This window comes from Colwellia piezophila ATCC BAA-637 (assembly GCF_000378625.1).
GTDB classification, from domain to species: domain Bacteria; phylum Pseudomonadota; class Gammaproteobacteria; order Enterobacterales; family Alteromonadaceae; genus Colwellia; species Colwellia piezophila.
Genome location: NZ_KB905163.1, coordinates 147816 through 167182, shown reverse-complemented (window position 1 = coordinate 167182; position 19367 = coordinate 147816). Strand labels below are relative to the sequence as shown.

General features: G+C 41.6%; 16 protein-coding genes. 15 read left to right on the top strand and 1 reads right to left on the bottom strand.

Annotation, left to right across the window (positions count from 1 at the left end; genetic code table 11):
• Positions 1-76 precede the first annotated feature (76 nt).
• From rsmH to lpxC, 15 genes are all read left to right on the top strand, one after another.
• On the top strand, positions 77-1027 hold the full coding sequence (rsmH, locus tag F580_RS0108100) for a 16S rRNA (cytosine(1402)-N(4))-methyltransferase RsmH (protein WP_019027212.1): 951 nt from the start codon (positions 77-79) through the stop codon (positions 1025-1027).
• A gap of 2 nt (positions 1028-1029) precedes the next feature.
• Positions 1030-1338, top strand: coding sequence for a cell division protein FtsL (gene ftsL / locus F580_RS0108095; protein WP_019027211.1), 309 nt, complete (start codon positions 1030-1032; stop codon positions 1336-1338).
• Between the two features lie 66 nt (positions 1339-1404).
• Positions 1405-3180 carry a peptidoglycan glycosyltransferase FtsI gene (locus tag F580_RS0108090; protein ID WP_019027210.1) on the top strand — a complete coding sequence of 592 codons (1776 nt, stop codon included), beginning with the start codon at positions 1405-1407 and terminating at the stop codon, positions 3178-3180.
• A complete protein-coding gene (locus tag F580_RS24185) occupies positions 3173-4780 on the top strand; it encodes a UDP-N-acetylmuramoyl-L-alanyl-D-glutamate--2,6-diaminopimelate ligase (protein ID WP_019027209.1) in 1608 nt (535 codons plus the stop codon). Before F580_RS0108090 ends, F580_RS24185 begins: the two co-directional genes overlap by 8 nt.
• Complete coding sequence (locus tag F580_RS0108080; RefSeq protein ID WP_019027208.1) at positions 4777-6360, top strand: UDP-N-acetylmuramoyl-tripeptide--D-alanyl-D-alanine ligase; 1584 nt, start codon at positions 4777-4779, stop codon at positions 6358-6360. The genes F580_RS24185 and F580_RS0108080 overlap by 4 nt, the downstream gene beginning before the upstream one ends.
• Positions 6360-7442 (top strand): phospho-N-acetylmuramoyl-pentapeptide-transferase, encoded by a 1083-nt coding sequence (mraY, locus tag F580_RS0108075; RefSeq protein WP_019027207.1) that lies wholly within the window; start codon positions 6360-6362, stop codon positions 7440-7442. Before F580_RS0108080 ends, mraY begins: the two co-directional genes overlap by 1 nt.
• A 39-nt stretch (positions 7443-7481) precedes the next feature.
• Positions 7482-8897, top strand: coding sequence for a UDP-N-acetylmuramoyl-L-alanine--D-glutamate ligase (murD, locus tag F580_RS0108070; protein ID WP_019027206.1), 1416 nt, complete (start codon positions 7482-7484; stop codon positions 8895-8897).
• Positions 8888-10204, top strand: a complete 1317-nt coding sequence (gene ftsW / locus F580_RS0108065; RefSeq protein WP_019027205.1) for a cell division protein FtsW — start codon at positions 8888-8890, stop codon at positions 10202-10204. The genes murD and ftsW overlap by 10 nt, the downstream gene beginning before the upstream one ends.
• Positions 10201-11349 (top strand): undecaprenyldiphospho-muramoylpentapeptide beta-N-acetylglucosaminyltransferase, encoded by a 1149-nt coding sequence (murG, locus tag F580_RS0108060; protein ID WP_019027204.1) that lies wholly within the window; start codon positions 10201-10203, stop codon positions 11347-11349. The genes ftsW and murG overlap by 4 nt, the downstream gene beginning before the upstream one ends.
• 24 nt (positions 11350-11373) lie before the next feature.
• On the top strand, positions 11374-12885 hold the full coding sequence (gene murC / locus F580_RS0108055; protein ID WP_019027203.1) for a UDP-N-acetylmuramate--L-alanine ligase: 1512 nt from the start codon (positions 11374-11376) through the stop codon (positions 12883-12885).
• Positions 12885-13856, top strand: coding sequence for a D-alanine--D-alanine ligase (locus tag F580_RS0108050; RefSeq protein WP_019027202.1), 972 nt, complete (start codon positions 12885-12887; stop codon positions 13854-13856). Before murC ends, F580_RS0108050 begins: the two co-directional genes overlap by 1 nt.
• Before the next feature lie 43 nt (positions 13857-13899).
• Complete coding sequence (locus tag F580_RS0108045; RefSeq protein ID WP_019027201.1) at positions 13900-14769, top strand: cell division protein FtsQ/DivIB; 870 nt, start codon at positions 13900-13902, stop codon at positions 14767-14769.
• Positions 14770-14782: 13 nt separating this feature from the next.
• Entirely contained in the window at positions 14783-16018 is a 1236-nt protein-coding gene (gene ftsA, locus F580_RS0108040) for a cell division protein FtsA (protein WP_019027200.1), read from the top strand.
• A 151-nt stretch (positions 16019-16169) separates the two neighbouring features.
• On the top strand, positions 16170-17330 hold the full coding sequence (gene ftsZ / locus F580_RS0108035; protein ID WP_019027199.1) for a cell division protein FtsZ: 1161 nt from the start codon (positions 16170-16172) through the stop codon (positions 17328-17330).
• A gap of 306 nt (positions 17331-17636) precedes the next feature.
• Positions 17637-18554, top strand: coding sequence for a UDP-3-O-acyl-N-acetylglucosamine deacetylase (lpxC, locus tag F580_RS0108030; protein WP_019027198.1), 918 nt, complete (start codon positions 17637-17639; stop codon positions 18552-18554).
• A gap of 247 nt (positions 18555-18801) precedes the next feature.
• Here lpxC and F580_RS0108025 read toward each other — a convergent pair whose 3' ends face one another.
• Complete coding sequence (locus F580_RS0108025) at positions 18802-19311, bottom strand: DUF721 domain-containing protein (protein ID WP_019027197.1); 510 nt, start codon at positions 19309-19311, stop codon at positions 18802-18804.
• Between the last annotated feature and the right edge of the window lie 56 nt (positions 19312-19367).

The following is a 19367-nucleotide window of genomic DNA, read 5'->3' as shown; positions in this document are numbered from 1 at the left end:
AAACTATTTTATGAAATAGTTTATGAAATAGTTTTATAAAAATAAATGCGTTAACAAAGGTTATAAAAAAAACAACATGGAATTAGACACCACTCACATCGCAGTATTGCTAAAAGAAGCTGTAGATGGCTTAGCGATAACTGGCGACGGTTGTTATATTGACTGTACATTTGGCCGTGGCGGTCACTCGTCAGTCATTCTTTCGCAGTTATCAGCTAAGGGTCGCTTAATTGCTATTGACCGTGATCCTACGGCGATTGTAGCCGCTGAAAAATTTAAAGATGATGAGCGCTTCTTAATTGAACACCAAGGCTTTGCTGACTTAGCTGAAATTGTTGAAAAACATCATTTGACTGGTAAAGTTGATGGCATCTTACTGGACCTAGGTGTTTCATCTCCACAGTTAGATGAAGCTGAACGTGGCTTTAGCTTTATGAAAGATGGCCCACTCGATATGCGTATGGATACCAGTAAAGGCCAAACGGCGGCAGAATGGCTAGCCATTGCCGATGTTGAAGATATCACTTGGGTACTGAGAACGTTTGGCGAAGAGAAGCATGCCTGGCGAATTGCTAATGCCATTGTTGATAGCCGAGAAGAAACACCACTGACCAGAACTAGCCAGTTAGCCAAACTGATTAAAACTACCGCGCCGCAAAGAGAAATTAAAAAACATCCGGCGACAAGAAGTTTTCAAGCTATTCGTATGTATATCAATAGCGAGCTAGAGCAAATTGAAAAAGCCCTTGCTGCCTCACTTGATGTTTTAGCTGAAGGTGGTCGTATAGTGGTTATAAGTTTTCATTCCCTTGAAGACCGTATGGTTAAACAATTTATGAAAAAACACTCGCAAGGCAGAAAAGTTCCACGAGGGTTGCCGATAAGTGAAGTTGAATTGAATAAAAGTAAAAAACTGGCTTTAGTTGGCCGGAGATTAAAACCAAGTAAAACAGAAGTGGAAGAAAATGTTCGCTCGCGTAGTTCGGTGTTACGGGTTGCTGAGCGCTTAGCCAGAAATCCTGATTAAAAATGGCTGCTCGAGCCTTAGTTTTTGATATTTGGCAGGATATTGTTCGTTATAGTGTGACGTATATATTGCTGTTGTTTGTGGTGATATCAGCATTTGCTGTCATTTATTACAGTCACATCAACCGACAGACAACCAGTGAGTTGGAAATATTGTTTTCAAGAAAAGACGAGCTAAACATTGAATGGCGAAATTTAATACTAGAACAAAGTAGCTTAGCCGAACACAGTACTATAGAAAGTAAGGCAAAAAAATTCTTAGGTATGAAGACCCCAGATAGTCGCTCAGAAATAATTGTTAGTTTGGATTAGCGCAATGAATACCAAACAGCCGTTAAGGTAGCCAACAATAAAAATAATAGTCTAGATGAGAACGGTGTGAATAAAAAAACAGCCAATAACAATAAGCCATTAAATACCGCCCCTTGGCGCTATTATTTAGTGCTGTCTGTTGTTGGACTTATTTACCTCAGTTTGATGGCTCGGACAGCTTATATCCAAATAATTGAACCCGATATGCTGAAAAAGCAAGGCGATTTACGCTCTTTACGTGTGGCCGCCAATACCGTGCAGCGTGGTTCAATTGTCGACCGTAACGGCGCTGAACTCGCCATTAGTGTACCGGTTGAAACGGTGTGGGCTGATCCTAAAGTTATCATGGACAATAATGCCCTTGCCATGACTAAACATTGGCAAGCCTTGGCTGATGTCTTAAATCAAGATATTCATAAATTGACCGCCCGTGTGGTTAGAAGTCCTCGTAAACGTTTTATTTATCTCGAGCGTAAAATATCGCCAGCCATGGCAAATTACATCAAAGAATTAAAAATCCCAGGTATTCATCTACGTAAAGAATCAAAACGTTTCTATCCAACTGGTGAGATTAGTGCCCACTTAATTGGCTTCACCAATGTCGACGATAAAGGTATTGAAGGCATCGAGCGTATGTACGATGATTTACTTACCGGTACAGGTGGCGCCAAGCGTTTTAGAAAGGATGCTAAAGGCAGAAAAATTGAAATAATTTCTATTGAAGAAGCCAAACAAGCGAAAAACATCACCTTAAGTATTGATCAGCGTATTCAAGCCCTTGCTTATAAAGAGCTTAAAGGTGCAGTACAAGCATTTAAAGCGACTTCAGGCTCTATTGTCGTGGCAAATGTGCATACTGGTGAGATCTTAGCAATGACTAACTCGCCATCATATAACCCAAATAACCGTCGGAATACCGCCATTCATCGTTTTCGTAATCGCGCTATTACCGATGTCTATGAGCCGGGCTCAACTATGAAGCCATTAACGGCAATGGCTGCCTTAGAATTTGGCTCGGTGAACGTGAACACGGTAATTAATACTAGCCCTGGTTGGATGCGCTTAGGGGGCAGACGTGTTAGCGATCCCATTAACCGTGGTAAATTATCCATTGAAGATATCCTAGTCTACTCCTCTAACATAGGCACTACTAAATTAGCGTTGTCGGTGCCAAAAGACTATTTATTAACTAAATTCTTTGATGCCGGTTTCGCTGAAGATACCGGTACCAATTTAGTGGGTGAAAGTTCAGGTATGATGCACGACCGCAGTCGTTGGTCACAATTTGAGTTAGCAACATTGTCTTGGGGGGCAGGTTTGGCAATTACCCCGGCACAATTAGCACGATTTTATATGGCCTTGGCTAATGGCGGCATAAAACGAAAGTTATCGATAGTTAAAGTAGACGAAAATTCGATTCCGCCAGAAGATGGAGAAAGAATTTTTTCTAAAGAAAACAGCATAGCGATTACCAATATGCTAGAAGCTGTGGTTGATGATCACACCCCTAAAGCGAAAGTGCCAGGTTATCGTGTTGGTGGTAAAACCGGCACGTCAATCAAGGCTGTTGCCGGCGGGTACGGTAACGATTATGTTGCTTTTTTTGCCGGCATGGCACCGATATCTAATCCAAAAATTGTTGTCGTGGTGGTGATTAACGAACCAGGTGGTGACTTATATTATGGTGGCGATATTGCTGCGCCAGTATTCTCTCGTGTGATGAAAGGCGCTTTACAAGTGCTAAATATCGCCCCTGATGCACAAAAATTACAAACAGCGAATAAAGACAGTAAATATTCAGACTCAGAGTCGAGCTCAATAGCAGGAGAACATAATGTCTAAACCTGCTACAGAAAACATCATCGCTTGCTTGAGACATTTTGCTATAACACTACCGCCAAGTATTGATTTATCAAACTTTGTCGGCGATCTTCATAATGATAGCCGATTAATTGTTACCGGTGATATTTTCTGTGCGATTATCGGTCACCAACAAGATGGTCGCCACTATATAGAACGAGCGATTAGCCAAGGGGCTAAATTAATTATTGCTGAGTGTGATAGTGCAACTGAACATGGCGAGATAGAAGCTAATTCAAATTCAGTAGGCATTGTCATTGTTAAGTTTTATCAGCTAAATCAGCAGCTTTTTTCGTTAACAAAAGCATATTATCAAGCGCCAGAAGATAAGATGACCATAGTGGGCATTACCGGCACTAACGGTAAAACTACCACCAGTCAGTTATTAGCTCAAATGCTAACTGAACAGCAAAAGCCTTGCGCTATTATCGGTACCAATGGAGCAGGTGGCATCGGTAATTTACAGCCAATAGAAAATACCACACCAGGGGCTTGTGAGTTACATCAATTATTAAACAGCTTTAATGATGAGCACTCTATCCATGGCAAGTTCAGTCATGTTGCCATGGAAGTTTCTTCTCATGCGCTATCGCAAAGGCGTGTCCATGCTGATTTATTCGATATTGCACTATTTACCAATTTAACTCGTGACCATCTCGATTACCACGGCACTATGGCAAGTTATGGTGCTGCGAAAAAGCAAATTTTTACTGGCGATAATAAGCAAGTAGCGGTAATCAATTTTGATGATGAGCAAGCAAAAACTTGGTTAGAAAATTGGCCTGAGCAACAGGTGCTCTGGCTGTATGGTCGTGAAGATAAAATAACGTCATATCAATATTATGTCACCGCAAAAAATATCCATCGCCATAGTTTTGGGGTCTCATTTCAGCTAAGTAGCCATTTAGGTGACGTTGAAATTACCAGTCCATTATTGGGTGACTTCAATATTGATAACTTATTGGCTGCTATCAGCGCCTTGCTTATTCAAGGCGTGTCATTAGTTGATATCGCCAAATTAGTGAAAAAAGTGAGCGCTATCGCCGGAAGAATGGAGGCAACAAGTGTTAGCGGTTTAGCGACTGCAGTTGTCGATTATGCCCATACCCCTGATGCCTTAGAGAAAGCGCTACAAGCATGTCGTCAACACTGCACCGGTAGCCTTTATGTGGTTTTTGGTTGTGGCGGGGATAGAGATAAAGGCAAAAGACCACTAATGGCACAGGCGGCAGAAAAATATGCTGACTATGTCGTGGTAACTAATGATAACCCGCGTACCGAAGACGCGCAGTCAATAGCGAATGATATTGTTGCTGGTTTTACCTATCCAGATGCCGAAAAAATATCAGTTATTTTAGCAAGAGAGCAAGCCGTAGTGAATACGCTCAAGAAAGCCAAAGCGGGTGATATTGTGTTATTGGCAGGTAAAGGCCATGAAGATTATGTCATTGTGCCTAAACATGATGACCATGGCGCAATCATCGGCACTGAAAAGTTACCCTACAATGAGCGCCTAGTGGTTAGCCATTATTATCAACAACAACTAGCTTCAAGCTCAAAACATAGTGAGAAAAATTTATGATCACTATTTCATTGGCGACTTTAGCCAAAATTACCGATGGCAAACTGATTAGCTCAGCAGAGCAAATGTCACTGTCTATCAATGATTTAGTTATCGATAGTCGCGTGATTGATAAAAATTCTACCCAGGCGTCTGCTTTTCTTGCCCTTAAAGGACCTAATTTTGACGGTCATCGCTTTGCTCAACAGGTTATCGAGCAAGGCTGTAAACTACTGATAGTTGATCATCATTTAAATGCCTTTACCAATACCCCACAATTAATTGTTAGCGATACCCGTTTAGCTCTTGGTAAAATAGCCGCCTTTGTAAAAAAAGAGCTTGGCCCTAAAACCGTAGGCATTACCGGAAGTAGTGGTAAAACCACCGTTAAAGAAATGGTGGCTGCTATTTTATCTCGTTTAGGCAAGGTATTGGCAACCCAAGGTAATTTTAATAACGATATTGGTGTGCCGTTAACTTTACTGCGTTTAGATAGTAGCCATGACTTTGCTGTTATTGAAATGGGAGCTAATCATATTGGCGAGATTGCTTATACCACTGCCTTAGCTCAGCCAGACGTTGCGGTGATTAATAATATTGCTGCAGCACATTTAGAAGGTTTTGGCGATTTATGCGGTGTCGCCCGCGCTAAAGGTGAGATATTCTCAGGCCTTAGCGAATCGGGTGTTGCTTTATATAATCAAGATACCAAATACACCAATAAATGGCAGTGGCGCTTAATAGGTAAAACAGTACGTACCTTCTCTTGTGTTACCTCTTCACCTGAAAATAAAGCCAATTGTTATAGCGAAAATATCAAGTTAGACGAAAATGGCTGTGCAAGTTTTCTCTTGAATACTGAACAGGGTAGTTGCGCAATCAACTTAACCATCCCGGGTAAACATAATGTTTGTAATGCGGTGGCGGCTGCTGCGATCGCAGTGGAGTTTGGCGCTAGCCTTGATGATATTCGCTTGGGTTTAGCGCAAATGCAACCGGTAAAAGGTCGGCTAAATCTACATCAACTAGTGGTAAAAAAAACCGGCTGCAAAATCAAGCTTATTGATGATAGTTATAATGCTAACTTAGAGTCAGCTAAGGCTGCCGTGCAGTTGTTATCTAGCTATCCCGGAAAAAAATGCCTTGTTTTAGGTGATATGGGCGAATTAGGTAGTGAAGCACGTAGTTACCATCAAGAGGTTGGCGAGTTTGCTCAAAGCCTACAGCTAGATACCTTGTTGTCACTTGGGGTACTGAGTCAAAGTGCAAGTGATGCATTTGTACAGGGTAATGAAAACAATGAACAGAGTCAGCATTTTAGTCAAAGGGCTGAACTGATGAGCCATTTATGCAAGATGCTAAACGAGCAATTGTCGGCCGGTCAACAAGATATTGCCATTTTAGTGAAAGGCTCTCGCAGTGCTCATATGGAGTATGTAGTGACAGAGCTGATTGCCTGGTTTGAACAATTGAATGCTCAATCAAGTAGTCAAAAAAGTACAGCGCAAGGCACTGGCGAAGGTAATAGTCCTAGTCAAGCAAATCGTGTTAGTAACGAGAACCGTACTAACAAAAATCAAAGTAAAGAAGGTAAAACTTAATGTTATTGTGGTTAGGTGAGTATTTAACTCAATTTTATACAGCGTTTAATGTTTTTTCATATTTAACATTTCGCGCTATTGTTAGCACGCTAACCGCGTTGTTTATCTCGTTATATTTCGGTCCGAAATTGATTCGTTATTTACAGAAAATGCAAATCGGTCAAACGATAAGAGATGACGGTCCTGAAAGCCATTTGTCTAAGTCAGGCACCCCGACGATGGGGGGATTATTAATCATCGCTTCCATTGTGGTCACTGTTTTACTGTGGGCTGATTTAACCAATATTTATGTTTGGGTGGTACTTTTTGTAGTAGTGAGTTTTGGTGCCATCGGCTTTGTTGATGATTATCGCAAAGTAGTTCGCAAAGACGCAAACGGCCTGATTGCGCGTTGGAAGTATTTTTGGCAAACCGTTATTGGCCTAAGCACCGCTTTATTCTTATATTATATCGCTCAGGGGCCAAATGAAACGGCGTTTTTAGTGCCCTTTATGAAAGACGTTTTACCGCAATTAGGTATTTTTTATGTGGTGATGACCTACTTCGTTATTGTCGGCACATCTAATGCCGTCAACTTAACCGATGGCCTAGATGGCTTGGCGATAGTGCCAACCATTATGGTCGCGGGTGCTTTCGCTTTATTCGCTTATGTTACCGGTCATGTGAATTACTCCAGTTACCTTAATATCCCCTATATTCCGTTAACGAGTGAATTGGTTATTGTTTGTACTGCTATTGTTGGTGCCGGTTTAGGTTTTTTATGGTTTAACACTTACCCTGCGCAAGTTTTTATGGGTGATGTTGGCTCATTATCTCTGGGTGCTGCACTGGGCGTTATTGCGGTGCTGGTTCGTCAAGAGTTGGTGTTATTTATCATGGGCGGTGTTTTCGTCATGGAAACGGTGTCAGTAATTTTACAAGTGGGCTCCTATAAGATGCGCGGCCAACGAATTTTCCGTATGGCACCCATACATCATCATTATGAACTGAAAGGGTGGCCAGAGCCGCGAGTGATCGTTCGTTTTTGGATTATTTCATTGATTTTAGTATTGATTGGTTTATCGACCTTGAAGTTACGTTAGACATCACGTTAGAGAAAGTAGGGTAGATTTTAAAATATTATGACTTGGTTAACGGCATTTAAAGATAAAAACATTGTTGTGCTTGGCGCTGGATTGACAGGTTTGTCATGTCTGCGCTTTTTGCACGCTCAAGGTTTGTCATTTGCTGTGAATGATTCTCGTGCTATGCCTTTTGTTGATGCGGAAGAAAAATCACAATATCAGCATGACTTCCCCAATACTGAATTTGTTTTTGGTCAATGGCATGACAGTTTAATAGCAAGTGCAGATATTATTATCGCCAGCCCTGGTATTGATTTATCGGGTGAAGGTATTACCAGACTTATTGCCAAGCACTGTCGAGTTATTGGCGATATTGAGTTGTTTTGCCTGGTCAATAATAGCCGTGAAAAACCGATGGAACTATTGGCGGTAACCGGCTCTAATGGCAAATCTACCGTAGTATCGTTACTTGCCTATTTAGCACAAATGCTAGGTAAGCATGCGGCACTCGCAGGTAATATCGGTGCGCCAATCCTTGAACTGCTTCAGCATGAACTTGACGACAGCAATCATGAGACTAAACAAGTTGATACGGTTATTGTCGAGCTATCTAGTTTCCAACTAGAAACATTAACCAGCATGAAAGCCATCGCCGCGAGTGTTCTTAATTTAAGTGATGATCACTTAGATAGGCATAAAACCTTAGCGAACTATCAAGCGATCAAACAAAGCATATACCCACAAGCGGCAATCGCTGTGGTTAATAGAGAAGATCAAAAAACCGTCAGTTTAGATAAAAACCAAGCAGTCATCTCTTTCGGTTTAAATAAGCCCGAAGCAGGGCATTTCGGCTTGGCCGTAGTAAGTAACAAGCCTATGCTGATGTTTGGTGAACAAGGCCTGATCTCAATAGATGAGTTACCGTTAGCGGGTATGCATAACGCCTTAAATTATATGGCCGCTTTAGCCCTTGGTTACAGTGCGGGTTGGCCTTTAGCGACTATGACTGAAAATTTAGTGGGTTTCACCGGCTTAGCGCATCGCTGTCAACGTGTAACCAGTACCGATGGTATTCAATGGATTAATGACTCTAAAGCAACCAATGTTGGTGCAACATTAGCCGCAATAAGTGGCTTAGCTCCCACTTTAGCAAAACATAATCAGCTTATTTTGATCGCGGGTGGTGACGGTAAGGGCGCCGACTTTTCAGCACTGAAAGGGGTATTAAACCGTGACGTAAATCTGCTGATTACTTTGGGCAAGGACGGTAACGAAATTGCCGGGTTAGTCACAAACGCTATACAAGTAAAAAATCTCATTGACGCTGTTCATCAGGCAAGAAAAGTGGCAAAAGCAGGTGATATGGTATTACTTTCACCCGCGTGCGCGAGCATTGATATGTTCAAAAACTATATGGTAAGGGGTGAGCAATTTATTGCTGCTGCCCAAGCTGGGGAGGACTCATGTCGATAGAATCCGCCACGCCCTTAGCACAAAAAATGTCTTTAAAAACAACAAAGGTAATGACCAAGAAAATATCAACAGTGTCAGTACCGACATTGCCTGAGTGGATAAGCCGCTTTATGGGCAGCTCAAACCAATATGATGCTAGTGCTTTTGATAGAAGCTTTATTGTTTTGGGGATAATCATGTATATGGTTGGCCTGGTTATGGTGGCATCTTCTTCGATACCGGTAGCCGAACGTTTATTTGACAACCCGTTCCATTTTGTTATTCGCCATGGTATCTATATTGGCTTAAGTCTTGCTATCGCAGGTGTTGCGCTACAAATTCCGATGTCTTGGTGGCATAAAAATAGCAGTTACCTGTTAGGGTTTGCCATAGTGCTACTTGTTACCGTATTGCTTATTGGCCGAACAGTAAATGGTTCTACCCGTTGGATTGTGCTTGGTCCCATTACGGTGCAAGCCGCAGAGCCAGCGAAATTATTCTTCTTTTGTTATTTATCTGCCTATCTGGTACGCCGCCGTGAGCAGGTCATGGAAAACCTCAAAGGCTTCATTAAGCCGTTAATTGTCTTTGGCGTTATGGCGGCACTGTTATTATTACAGCCTGATTTAGGCACTGTTATTGTCATGTTTGTTACTACGTTTGGCTTGTTGTTTTTAGCCGGAGCTAAGTTATGGCAGTTTGTGGCGATGTCATTAGTGGGCGCAACCTCCTTGGGTCTGTTGGCCTATTTAGAACCATATCGTTGGCGACGCGTAACGAGTTTCATGGACCCTTGGGATGATCCCTTTGGCAGTGGCTATCAGTTAACACAATCATTAATGGCCTATGGTCGAGGTGAAGTATTAGGTCAAGGGCTAGGTAACAGTATTCAAAAATTAGAATACTTACCTGAAGCACATACTGACTTTGTTATGGCAGTTTTAGCCGAAGAATTTGGCTTTGTTGGTATCAGTTTTGTGTTGCTGCTTAGCATGACCTTGGTTTACAAAGCGCTACTTTTAGGTCGTCGTGCCCTTGCTAAAGAAAAATACTTTGAAGGTTTTTTAGCCTATTCTATCGGCATTTGGATGTGCTTCCAGGCCGCGGTAAATATCGGCGCTAGTGCAGGCATGATGCCTACCAAAGGATTAACCATGCCATTAATAAGCTACGGTGGTAGCTCGATGATAGTCATGACTATCGCTTTAGTTTTATTGATACGTATCGACCATGAACTTCGCTTGCAGAGTCTTCAAGCAACGAGGTCGAAAAGAACGACTAACAACGAAAGTAAAAATAGTGCTAGCCCAAGTGGTGATAAAGAATGAACGTTAGCCATTCCCATAAGCATAAGCAAAGCGAACCAATTAAAGCCAAAACCTTGCTAGTGATGGCCGGCGGTACGGGTGGTCATATATTTCCAGGGCTTGCAGTCGCGGATGAGCTTAAGGCGCAGGGTTGGAATGTCCATTGGTTAGGTACTGCCGATCGAATGGAAGCACAAATTGTGCCTGAGCATGGTTATGATATTTCATTTATCAATATAACGGGTCTACGTAATAAGCAGTTAACAACAATGCTTGCCATGCCTTTTAAATTATTTAAAGCTATTTTTCAAGCACGTCGAGTGATTAAAGACGTTAAGCCCGATGTCGTGTTAGGCATGGGCGGTTATGCTAGTGCACCAGGCGGTTTGGCGGCATGGTTAAGCAATATACCGCTTATTGTACATGAACAAAATGCTGCTGCGGGCTTAAGTAATCGATTACTCGCACGTATTGCCAATAAAATATGTTGTGCCTTTCCTGGTGCGTTTACTAGCAAGGTGCTTGCCGAGGTTGTTGGTAATCCGTTGCGAGCGTCCATAGGTAAACAGGGGCGTACCGAAAAAAATAATGAAGACAGCGAAACATTCAGTAAAAATATATTAGTGGTCGGTGGCAGCCTTGGCGCTCAAGTATTAAATGAAGTCATGCCGGGTAGCTTTGCACACTTAGAAAAAAACGACGCAAGCTTTGCCATTTGGCACCAAACCGGGGCCGATAAGCAAGCGCAAGTTATCGCATCTTATGCAGATCTAGGACTGGCACCCAAAAAGGTGAAAGTCGCTGAATTTATCAAAGACATAGCAAAAGCCTATCAATGGGCTGACCTGGTTATTTGTCGAGCGGGCGCATTAACAGTATCAGAGCTAGCGATGGCAGCAACACCTGCTATTTTTGTGCCCTTGCCGCACGCAGTCGATGATCATCAAACAAAGAATGCGCTGTATTTAGTTAATTGTGGTGCAGCAATGTTATTGCCACAAACGAAATTGAATGAAGAAAATATTACCGCGTTAATTACTGAGCTATTTGAACAGCCCGAAACCTTAGTGAATATGACTAAAGCTTCTTTAGGGGCAGCAAGTGGTGATGCCAGTAAAAAAGTCGCAACATTGTGTAAGCAGCTTGCAAAAGCAAATGAAATATAACTTAGCAGAATACGAAGAGAACATATGATTAAGCAAACTAACTCAACTAACATCTCACGCAATAGCACGGACTCAAACAGCCGTTCAAACACAGCTCAGATACCTGAGATGCGCAGGGTTAAACGGATCCACTTTGTTGGCATCGGTGGCGCAGGCATGGGCGGAATTGCAGAGGTATTGCTTAATGAAGGCTATCAAATTTCGGGTTCAGATATTGGTGAAAACCAAGTGGTTAAACGCTTAACTGCTTTAGGTGCAACTATTGTCATTGGTCATCAGGCAGATAACGTATCCGGGGCAAGTGTTATTGTTGTTTCTACCGCGATAGATAGTAATAACCCTGAACTTGTTGCGGCAAAAGAATTACGTATTCCAGTGGTTAGACGTGCAGAAATGTTAGCAGAGTTGATGCGTTTTCGTCATGGTATTGCTATCGCCGGAACACACGGAAAAACCACCACCACAAGCCTAATCGCCAGTATTTTTGCTCAAGGACAATTAGACCCAACGTTTGTCATTGGCGGTTTACTCAACAGTGCCGGAACGAATGCAAGATTAGGTAGTAGTCGTTATTTGATTGCTGAAGCCGATGAAAGTGATGCGTCATTTTTACATTTACAACCTATGGTTTCAGTCATCACTAATATCGATGCCGATCATATGGAAACTTATGGCGGTGATTTTGAAAAACTTAAAGATACTTACATCGAGTTTTTACATAATTTACCCTTTTATGGTTTAGCGGTTGTTTGTATTGATAACCCAGTAGTACGTGAATTATTACCGCGAATTAGCCGTCAGGTAATTACCTATGGTTTTTCTGCAGATGCCGATGTCAGAGCGGTAAATTACCGACAAGAAGGTGCCGTTAGTTATTTCACCGTTGAAGTCGCCGGACAGAAACCGTTAGATATGAGCGTAAATTTACCAGGCCAGCACAATGTATTAAATGCTTTGGCGGGGGTTGCGGTTGCCAAAGACGAAGGTGTCAATGATGAAGCTATATGTCAGGCATTAACTGAATTTGCCGGTATAGGTAGACGTTTTGAGCAACTTGGTCACTTAAATACGGCTGCGGGAGATATGGTGTTGATTGATGATTATGGTCATCACCCGAGTGAAGTGAAAGCGACTATTTTAGCCATACGTCAAGGTTGGCCTGATAAACGGTTAGTGATGGTTTTTCAACCGCATCGTTATTCTCGAACCCGTGATTTATATGAAGACTTTGTTGAAGTGCTCTCAGAAGTAGACTGTCTATTTTTACTCGATGTCTATGCAGCAGGAGAAACACCAATTTCGTCAGCAGATAGTAAAAGCTTAGCGCGATCCATTCGTCAACGTGGCCAAATAGAGCCGGTGTATGTCAGTGATGTCGATAAATTAGCGCAATTATTAGCAAATCAGTTACAAGATAATGACATGGTTATTACTCAAGGCGCCGGTAGCATTGGTACGGTAGCAAGAAATTTAGCCGAGCATAGTTTATTGCATGTCAATGCTGTTGAGCAACCCGCAGCGAAAGGCACTAAGTAATGGTCAAGGCAAGCCAAAGTTCATCAGCGAGTTCACTGGCTCAGCTAAAACAAGAAAAAATAGCCGTGCTTTATGGAGGCACCTCTGCAGAGCGTGAAGTTTCTTTAAATTCAGGGCAAGCCATTGCCAAAGGGCTGCAATATGCAGGTTTTGACGTAACCTTAATTGATACTAAATTAGTGCCGTTAACTGACTTGTTAACTCAAAAGATAGACCGTGTATTTATTGCCTTGCATGGCAGGGGTGGTGAAGATGGTTGTTTACAAGGCGCGCTTGAGTATTTAGGCATCCCTTATACCGGCTCAACTGTTTTAGGCTCGTCTTTATCAATGGATAAGATACGCAGTAAGCAAATTTTTAAAGCGTGTGATTTACCCACAGCGCCTTTTGCCGTTGTTGATAAAGCCCATTTTGAAGAGTTATCACTAGAAAGTGTTCTTGCTGACTTAGGCGGTAAGGTGATGGTTAAACCTGCCAATGAAGGTTCGAGCATTGGTATGGCGCAAGCACAAACCGTTGAGCAACTTGGTAATGCCTTAATTGAAGCCTTTGGTTTTGACCACGAAGTTTTACTTGAGGCTTGGATTGATGGCCCAGAATATACCGTGGCCATATTGGGTGATAAGGCGTTACCTGCCATTCGTATGGAAACACCGCGTGAATTTTATGATTACGAAGCCAAATATCAATCCACGAGTACACAGTATCACTGTCCATGTGGTTTAAGTGAAGCGGATGAAAGTGAAATAAAAGCATTATCGATTAAAGCTTTTAATGCCACAGGAGCACAAGGTTGGGGTCGTGTTGATCTTATGCGTAATAGTCTGGGTGTATGGCAGCTATTAGAAGTTAATACGGTACCCGGCATGACAGAAACCTCATTGGTACCCAAAGCAGCCGATGCCTTTGGCTTAAGTTTTAGTGAATTAGTGACACAAATTTTATTACTTAGCGTTAAAGACAAGCGTTAAAGACTAGCGCTGGAGACCAGTGTTTAAGAGTAAGAGATAAATGATGGCGAAAAAACAGCACAATAAAAGTAAAGTAACCGCTCAACTAGGGCAAGGCACTACGCTGTCTTTTGGCTTAGGTTTGTTGTTCTTTATTGTGGTGCTGTTTAGCTTAGTGACCATCAGTTGGTGGTTAACTCAACATTTCATTGGTCAAGAAAGTGCGCCGGTAACATCTATCGTCGTCTCAGGAGAAATGCCTTATAGCCAACGTAGCGATATTCTTAACGCTATTGAACAGGTAGATATGGGGAATTTTTTCCAAGTAGATGTTAATGAAGTGCAAAGTCATGTACTTAAGCTACCTTGGGTTTACTCAGTAGCGGTGCGAAAGCAATGGCCTAATGAGTTGAAAATATATGTGGTAGATCAAACGCCGGTAGCATTATGGAACGGTGGCTTTTTAATTAACCAGTTAGGCCATGTTTTTCAAGCAGATATTGGCCGGATAAAACATCACTTACCGACTTTTTATGGCCCTGAGGGAAGTGAACAGCTAGCATTGGAAAACTATAGGGATTTTAATAGCTTACTTAGCTTTAATGCCTTAGTTGTTGATGAATTAATCTTGAGTGAACGTTTTTCTTGGCTGCTTACTCTAGATGACGGTGTGACCTTAAATTTAGGACGTGAAGAGCGGGTAGAGCGCATTCAACGTTTTATTGATGTTTACCCGATGATTAAAGCGCAGCTAGAAGTAAAAAAAATTACCGATAAACAGCAAAATCAGGCAGTTGATTACATCGATTTGCGGTATGATACGGGATTGGCTGTTGGTTGGAAAACCATAGAGAAAGTTACGGAAAATAAATTACTAAAAAACAATGATACTAATCACCTAAAACAAGTGCCTCAAATAAGCACAATCAGTTAAGAGTTTAAGTTAAATGCCTAAAGCAGCAGAAAGAAAATTAGTGGTTGGCCTTGATATTGGTACTTCGAAAATATCTGTCGCCGTTGGAGAAATAACACCGGATAACCAGTTAAGTATTATTGGTGTCGGTAATCAGCCTGCCCGTGGTATGGATAAGGGTGGAGTTACTGATTTGAATCTAGTTATTCAAGCAATCCAACGTGCCATTAATGAAGCAGAGTTAATGGCCAATTGCCAAATTAGCTCAATCTACCTAGGTATTTCAGGCAAACATGTTAGCTGTCAAAATGAAAATGGCATGGTTCCAATTAATGACCAAGAAGTCATTCAAGAAGATGTCGATAATGTCATTCATACTGCCCGTTCAGTACCGATCTCAGCTGAACGTCGTATGTTACATGTGCTTCCGCAAGAATACAGTATCGATTGTCAAGACGGTATTAAGAGCCCTATAGGCATGTCGGGTGTGCGTATGGAAGCAAAAGTCCATATTGTAACTTGTGCCAATGACATGGCGAAAAATTTAGTTAAATGTGTTGAACGCTGTGATTTAACTGCCGATCAATTAATATTTTCAGCACTTGCGTCAAGTTACGCGGTGTTGACCGATGATGAAAAAGAGTTAGGTGTGTGTGTTGTTGATATGGGCGCAGGCACCATGGATATTGCAATTTTTACCGGTGGTACTTTACGACATACTGCGGTGATACCTGTTGCCGGTAATCAAGTGACTAGTGATATTTCTAAAATATTTAGAACGCCATTAAGTCACGCAGAAGATATTAAGGTGCAATACGCTTGTGCGTTAAAACAACTGGTTAGCATGGAAGAAAATATAGAAGTACCTAGCGTTGGTGGACGTCCAGCCCGCACTATGTCACGCCATACGTTATCTGAAGTGGTTGAGCCAAGGTACCAAGAGTTGTTTGAGTTGATTCAAGATGAAATTCGAGAGTCAGGTTTAGAAGATCAAATTGCCGCCGGTTATGTGTTAACGGGTGGTACGGCAAAAATGGAAGGCGTATTAGAGTTTGCGGAAGAGATTTTTCAAATGCCGGTGCGTATTGCCAATCCTTTGTCAGTACAAGGGTTAAAAGAATATGTTAACGATCCAAGCTACGCCACTGTTGTCGGCTTATTACATTATGGCATGCAGGCAACTAGCGAAGTAGATAACCTAAGCAGGAAGCGCGAAGGTGTCAGTGATTTTTGGTCAAGAATTCATGCTTGGTTTAAAGGCGAGTTTTAAAAGAATTATGTTGTAAGCTGTTAGATGGAAATAACAGTGATTCCGAGTAGTTATTAAAAATAATTTTAATAACTGTTATTATACCAAACGGATTAATTAGTCCAATTGGTATTAAGTATTTAAGTGATTGTAAGTAAAACGGAGAGAGAGAATGTTTGAATTAATGGAAGACCATAACGAAGAAGCGATAATCAAAGTTATCGGTGTTGGTGGCGGTGGTGGCAATGCTGTTGAACACATGGTTTCACAAACGATTGAGGGTGTTGAATTTATAACAGCAAATACTGACTCACAAGCGTTACGCAACTCTTCTGCAGATGTGACACTACAACTTGGTGCAGATGTAACTAAAGGTTTAGGCGCTGGCGCAAACCCTGAAATAGGTCGTTGTGCCGCTGAAGAAGATAGAGAAACAATTAAGCAAGCCCTTCAAGGTGCCGATATGATCTTTATCGCCGCAGGTATGGGCGGCGGTACGGGTACTGGTGCTGCACCTGTTGTTGCTGAAATTGCTAAGGAAATGGGTATTTTAACGGTTGCAGTAGTAACAAAACCGTTCCCATTCGAAGGTAAAAAACGCATGAACTATGCGGATCAAGGCATTGAGTTTTTATCTAAAAACGTTGATTCATTGATTACTATCCCTAACGAAAAATTACTAAAAGTTCTTGGCCCAGGCACAAGTTTGTTAGATGCGTTTAAAGCGGCTAACAATGTTCTACTTGGCGCAGTACAAGGTATTGCTGAATTAATTACTCGTCCTGGTTTAATTAACGTCGATTTTGCCGATGTTCGTACCGTTATGTCAGAAATGGGCACCGCTATGATGGGCTCAGGTACTGCTTCGGGTGATGATAGAGCACAAGAAGCCGCCGACGCAGCTATTTCAAGTCCATTACTAGAAGATGTTGATTTAGCTGGTGCTCGCGGTATCTTAGTAAACATTACTGCCGGTATGGATATTAGTATTGATGAATTCGAAACTGTAGGTAATGCAGTGAAAGCTTTTGCTTCTGAAAATGCGACTGTTGTTGTTGGTGCTGTCATTGATATGGATATGACCGACGAGCTCCGAGTTACTGTTGTTGCTACCGGTATTGGCGCTGAAAGTAAGCCTGATATTACCTTAGTTAATCCTATGCCAGTTGCAGAGCCAAAAGTTGTTGGAGCTGATTATACACCGGCTATTCCACAACCAAGCACAGTCACTGAAACAATCGCAATGACCGATAGCAATGCCCAAAAAGCCGTTGCAGCGGATTTAGATACTTACTTGGATATTCCGGCATTTTTGCGTAAGCAAGCGGATTAAACCTGTGCTATTGAGTGACTCGATAGTTACTAAATAGTTACTCATTGAGTATCAGCGAAGCTCAGTAGTGATGAGTATTATTGATTTTAGTGCTTTTTTTTGATATATTATGCGCCGGTTAAATTGGCTCGACTATTCCACTGCTTTATAAGGTCATGGGCTAGTTAATCCGTCTTAACGTTGGGGTTAAATATTGGTGGTGGTTTTCTTAGCTTACGCTATTTTAATGGCGAGTAAAAAAGAAAGTTCACGGCTAAAAGTAATTGCATTTACTTATAAATTAAAAGCAAGGTAAGCGAGGCTAATATGATTAAGCAACGTACATTAAAAACGAGTGTATCAACAGTAGGTGTTGGTTTACATAAAGGTGAAAAAGTACAGGTTACTCTCCGTCCTGCACCAGCAAACACCGGTATTGTATTCCGCCGCATTGATCTTAACCCTGTGGTTGAGATCAAAGCGACGCCAGAAGCTGTGGGCGAAACAACGTTATGTACTTGTTTAGTTAATGAGCAACAAGTTAAGGTATCAACGGTTGAGCACTTACTCTCAGCAGTAGCGGGTTTAGGCATCGATAATTTAATTGTCGATGTTGATGCCGCTGAAATTCCAATCATGGATGGCAGTGCCTTACCTTTCGTTTACTTAATTCAATCCGTTGGTATCGAAACATTAAATGCGCCTAAGCGTTTTTTGCGTATTAAAAAAGCTATTCGCGTTGAAGAAGGTGACAAGTGGGCTGAGTTACTACCTTATGAAGGTTTTAGAGTTAACTTTGCTATTGAATTTGAGCACCCTGTTATCGAAAAAACGTGTCAAACGATGAGCATGGACTTCTCTAGTTGCTCTTATATTAAAGAGATTAGTCGAGCCAGAACCTTCGGTTTTATGAAGGATATTGAGTTCCTACGCTCTCATAATTTGGCGTTAGGGGGTAGTTTAGAAAATGCCATCGTGCTTGATGACTATCGCATGCTCAATAAAAATGAATTGCGTTACGATGATGAGTTTGTAAAACATAAAATACTTGATGCTATTGGCGATCTTTATATGGGCAGTGCCAGTATTTTAGGTGAGTTAAATGCATTTAAATCAGGGCATGGCTTAAATAACAAGCTACTAAGAGAAGTATTTAAACGAACAGACTCTTGGGAGTGGGTGACATACGAAGACGATACTGCCTCGCCAATTAAGTTCCAGGAAGTTAGTGCCTCGGCATTTTAGTTAATTAACCGGATCACGGCTTAACTAGATGTTTCTCTAGCTGCTATTTATCCTTACTTCGGCGTTAAATTTACTTGCAATAGGCCAACTATTGACGCGAAACTTGCCTTGAATTAAGCAAAACTATCAGGCTAAAGATTTAATGGGGTAATTTATTCTTATATTCAATTCGTTGAACGTCTCTTAAACCGAGTTCAGGTTATTTAGAGCATGCCTTAAAGTGCGGACAACAATCAGAACGTTCGCACTAGTATTTCCCCCCCGCTACCCGCGCTAATTTCTCCAGTTTTTCTTTTAAGCCTTTAGGGGCATTTTTCGCGATATCTAAAAATTGTTTAGCCGTTTTTTCATTAACTACACGGTTACTTTGATGAGTTATATTTGGCGCTGTTTTTAAAAGGTCAGCACGTACTTTTTCAGTGATTTCATGCCGCTGCAGCTTAAATCCTTGCGGATTTACCTTAATTTCTATGCGGTGAAAATTACCATCTGTACTACTTGATAATGCGTTACAGATATTGTTGCGTTCAAATTGTAATCGTTGCCCCCAAGCGGGTGATTTAACTTCTATTATCAGGGTGTCTTGCCGACAATTGGCAATATGCCATGCATCTGCTGGTAAATCGGGACATATTTGCCGTACAATGTCTGTCAAAATAGTCAAAGAGTTGGTTTTTGATTGAATATGTGCCAAAGTGCCTGTCGTCGATTGTAACAGCGCGGACATATTAATAGGGACTTTTGATTTTCTAGCCATTATAACTACCAAATTTTAGTATAAACGTATACTGAATGATTAACCGAAATAGATAC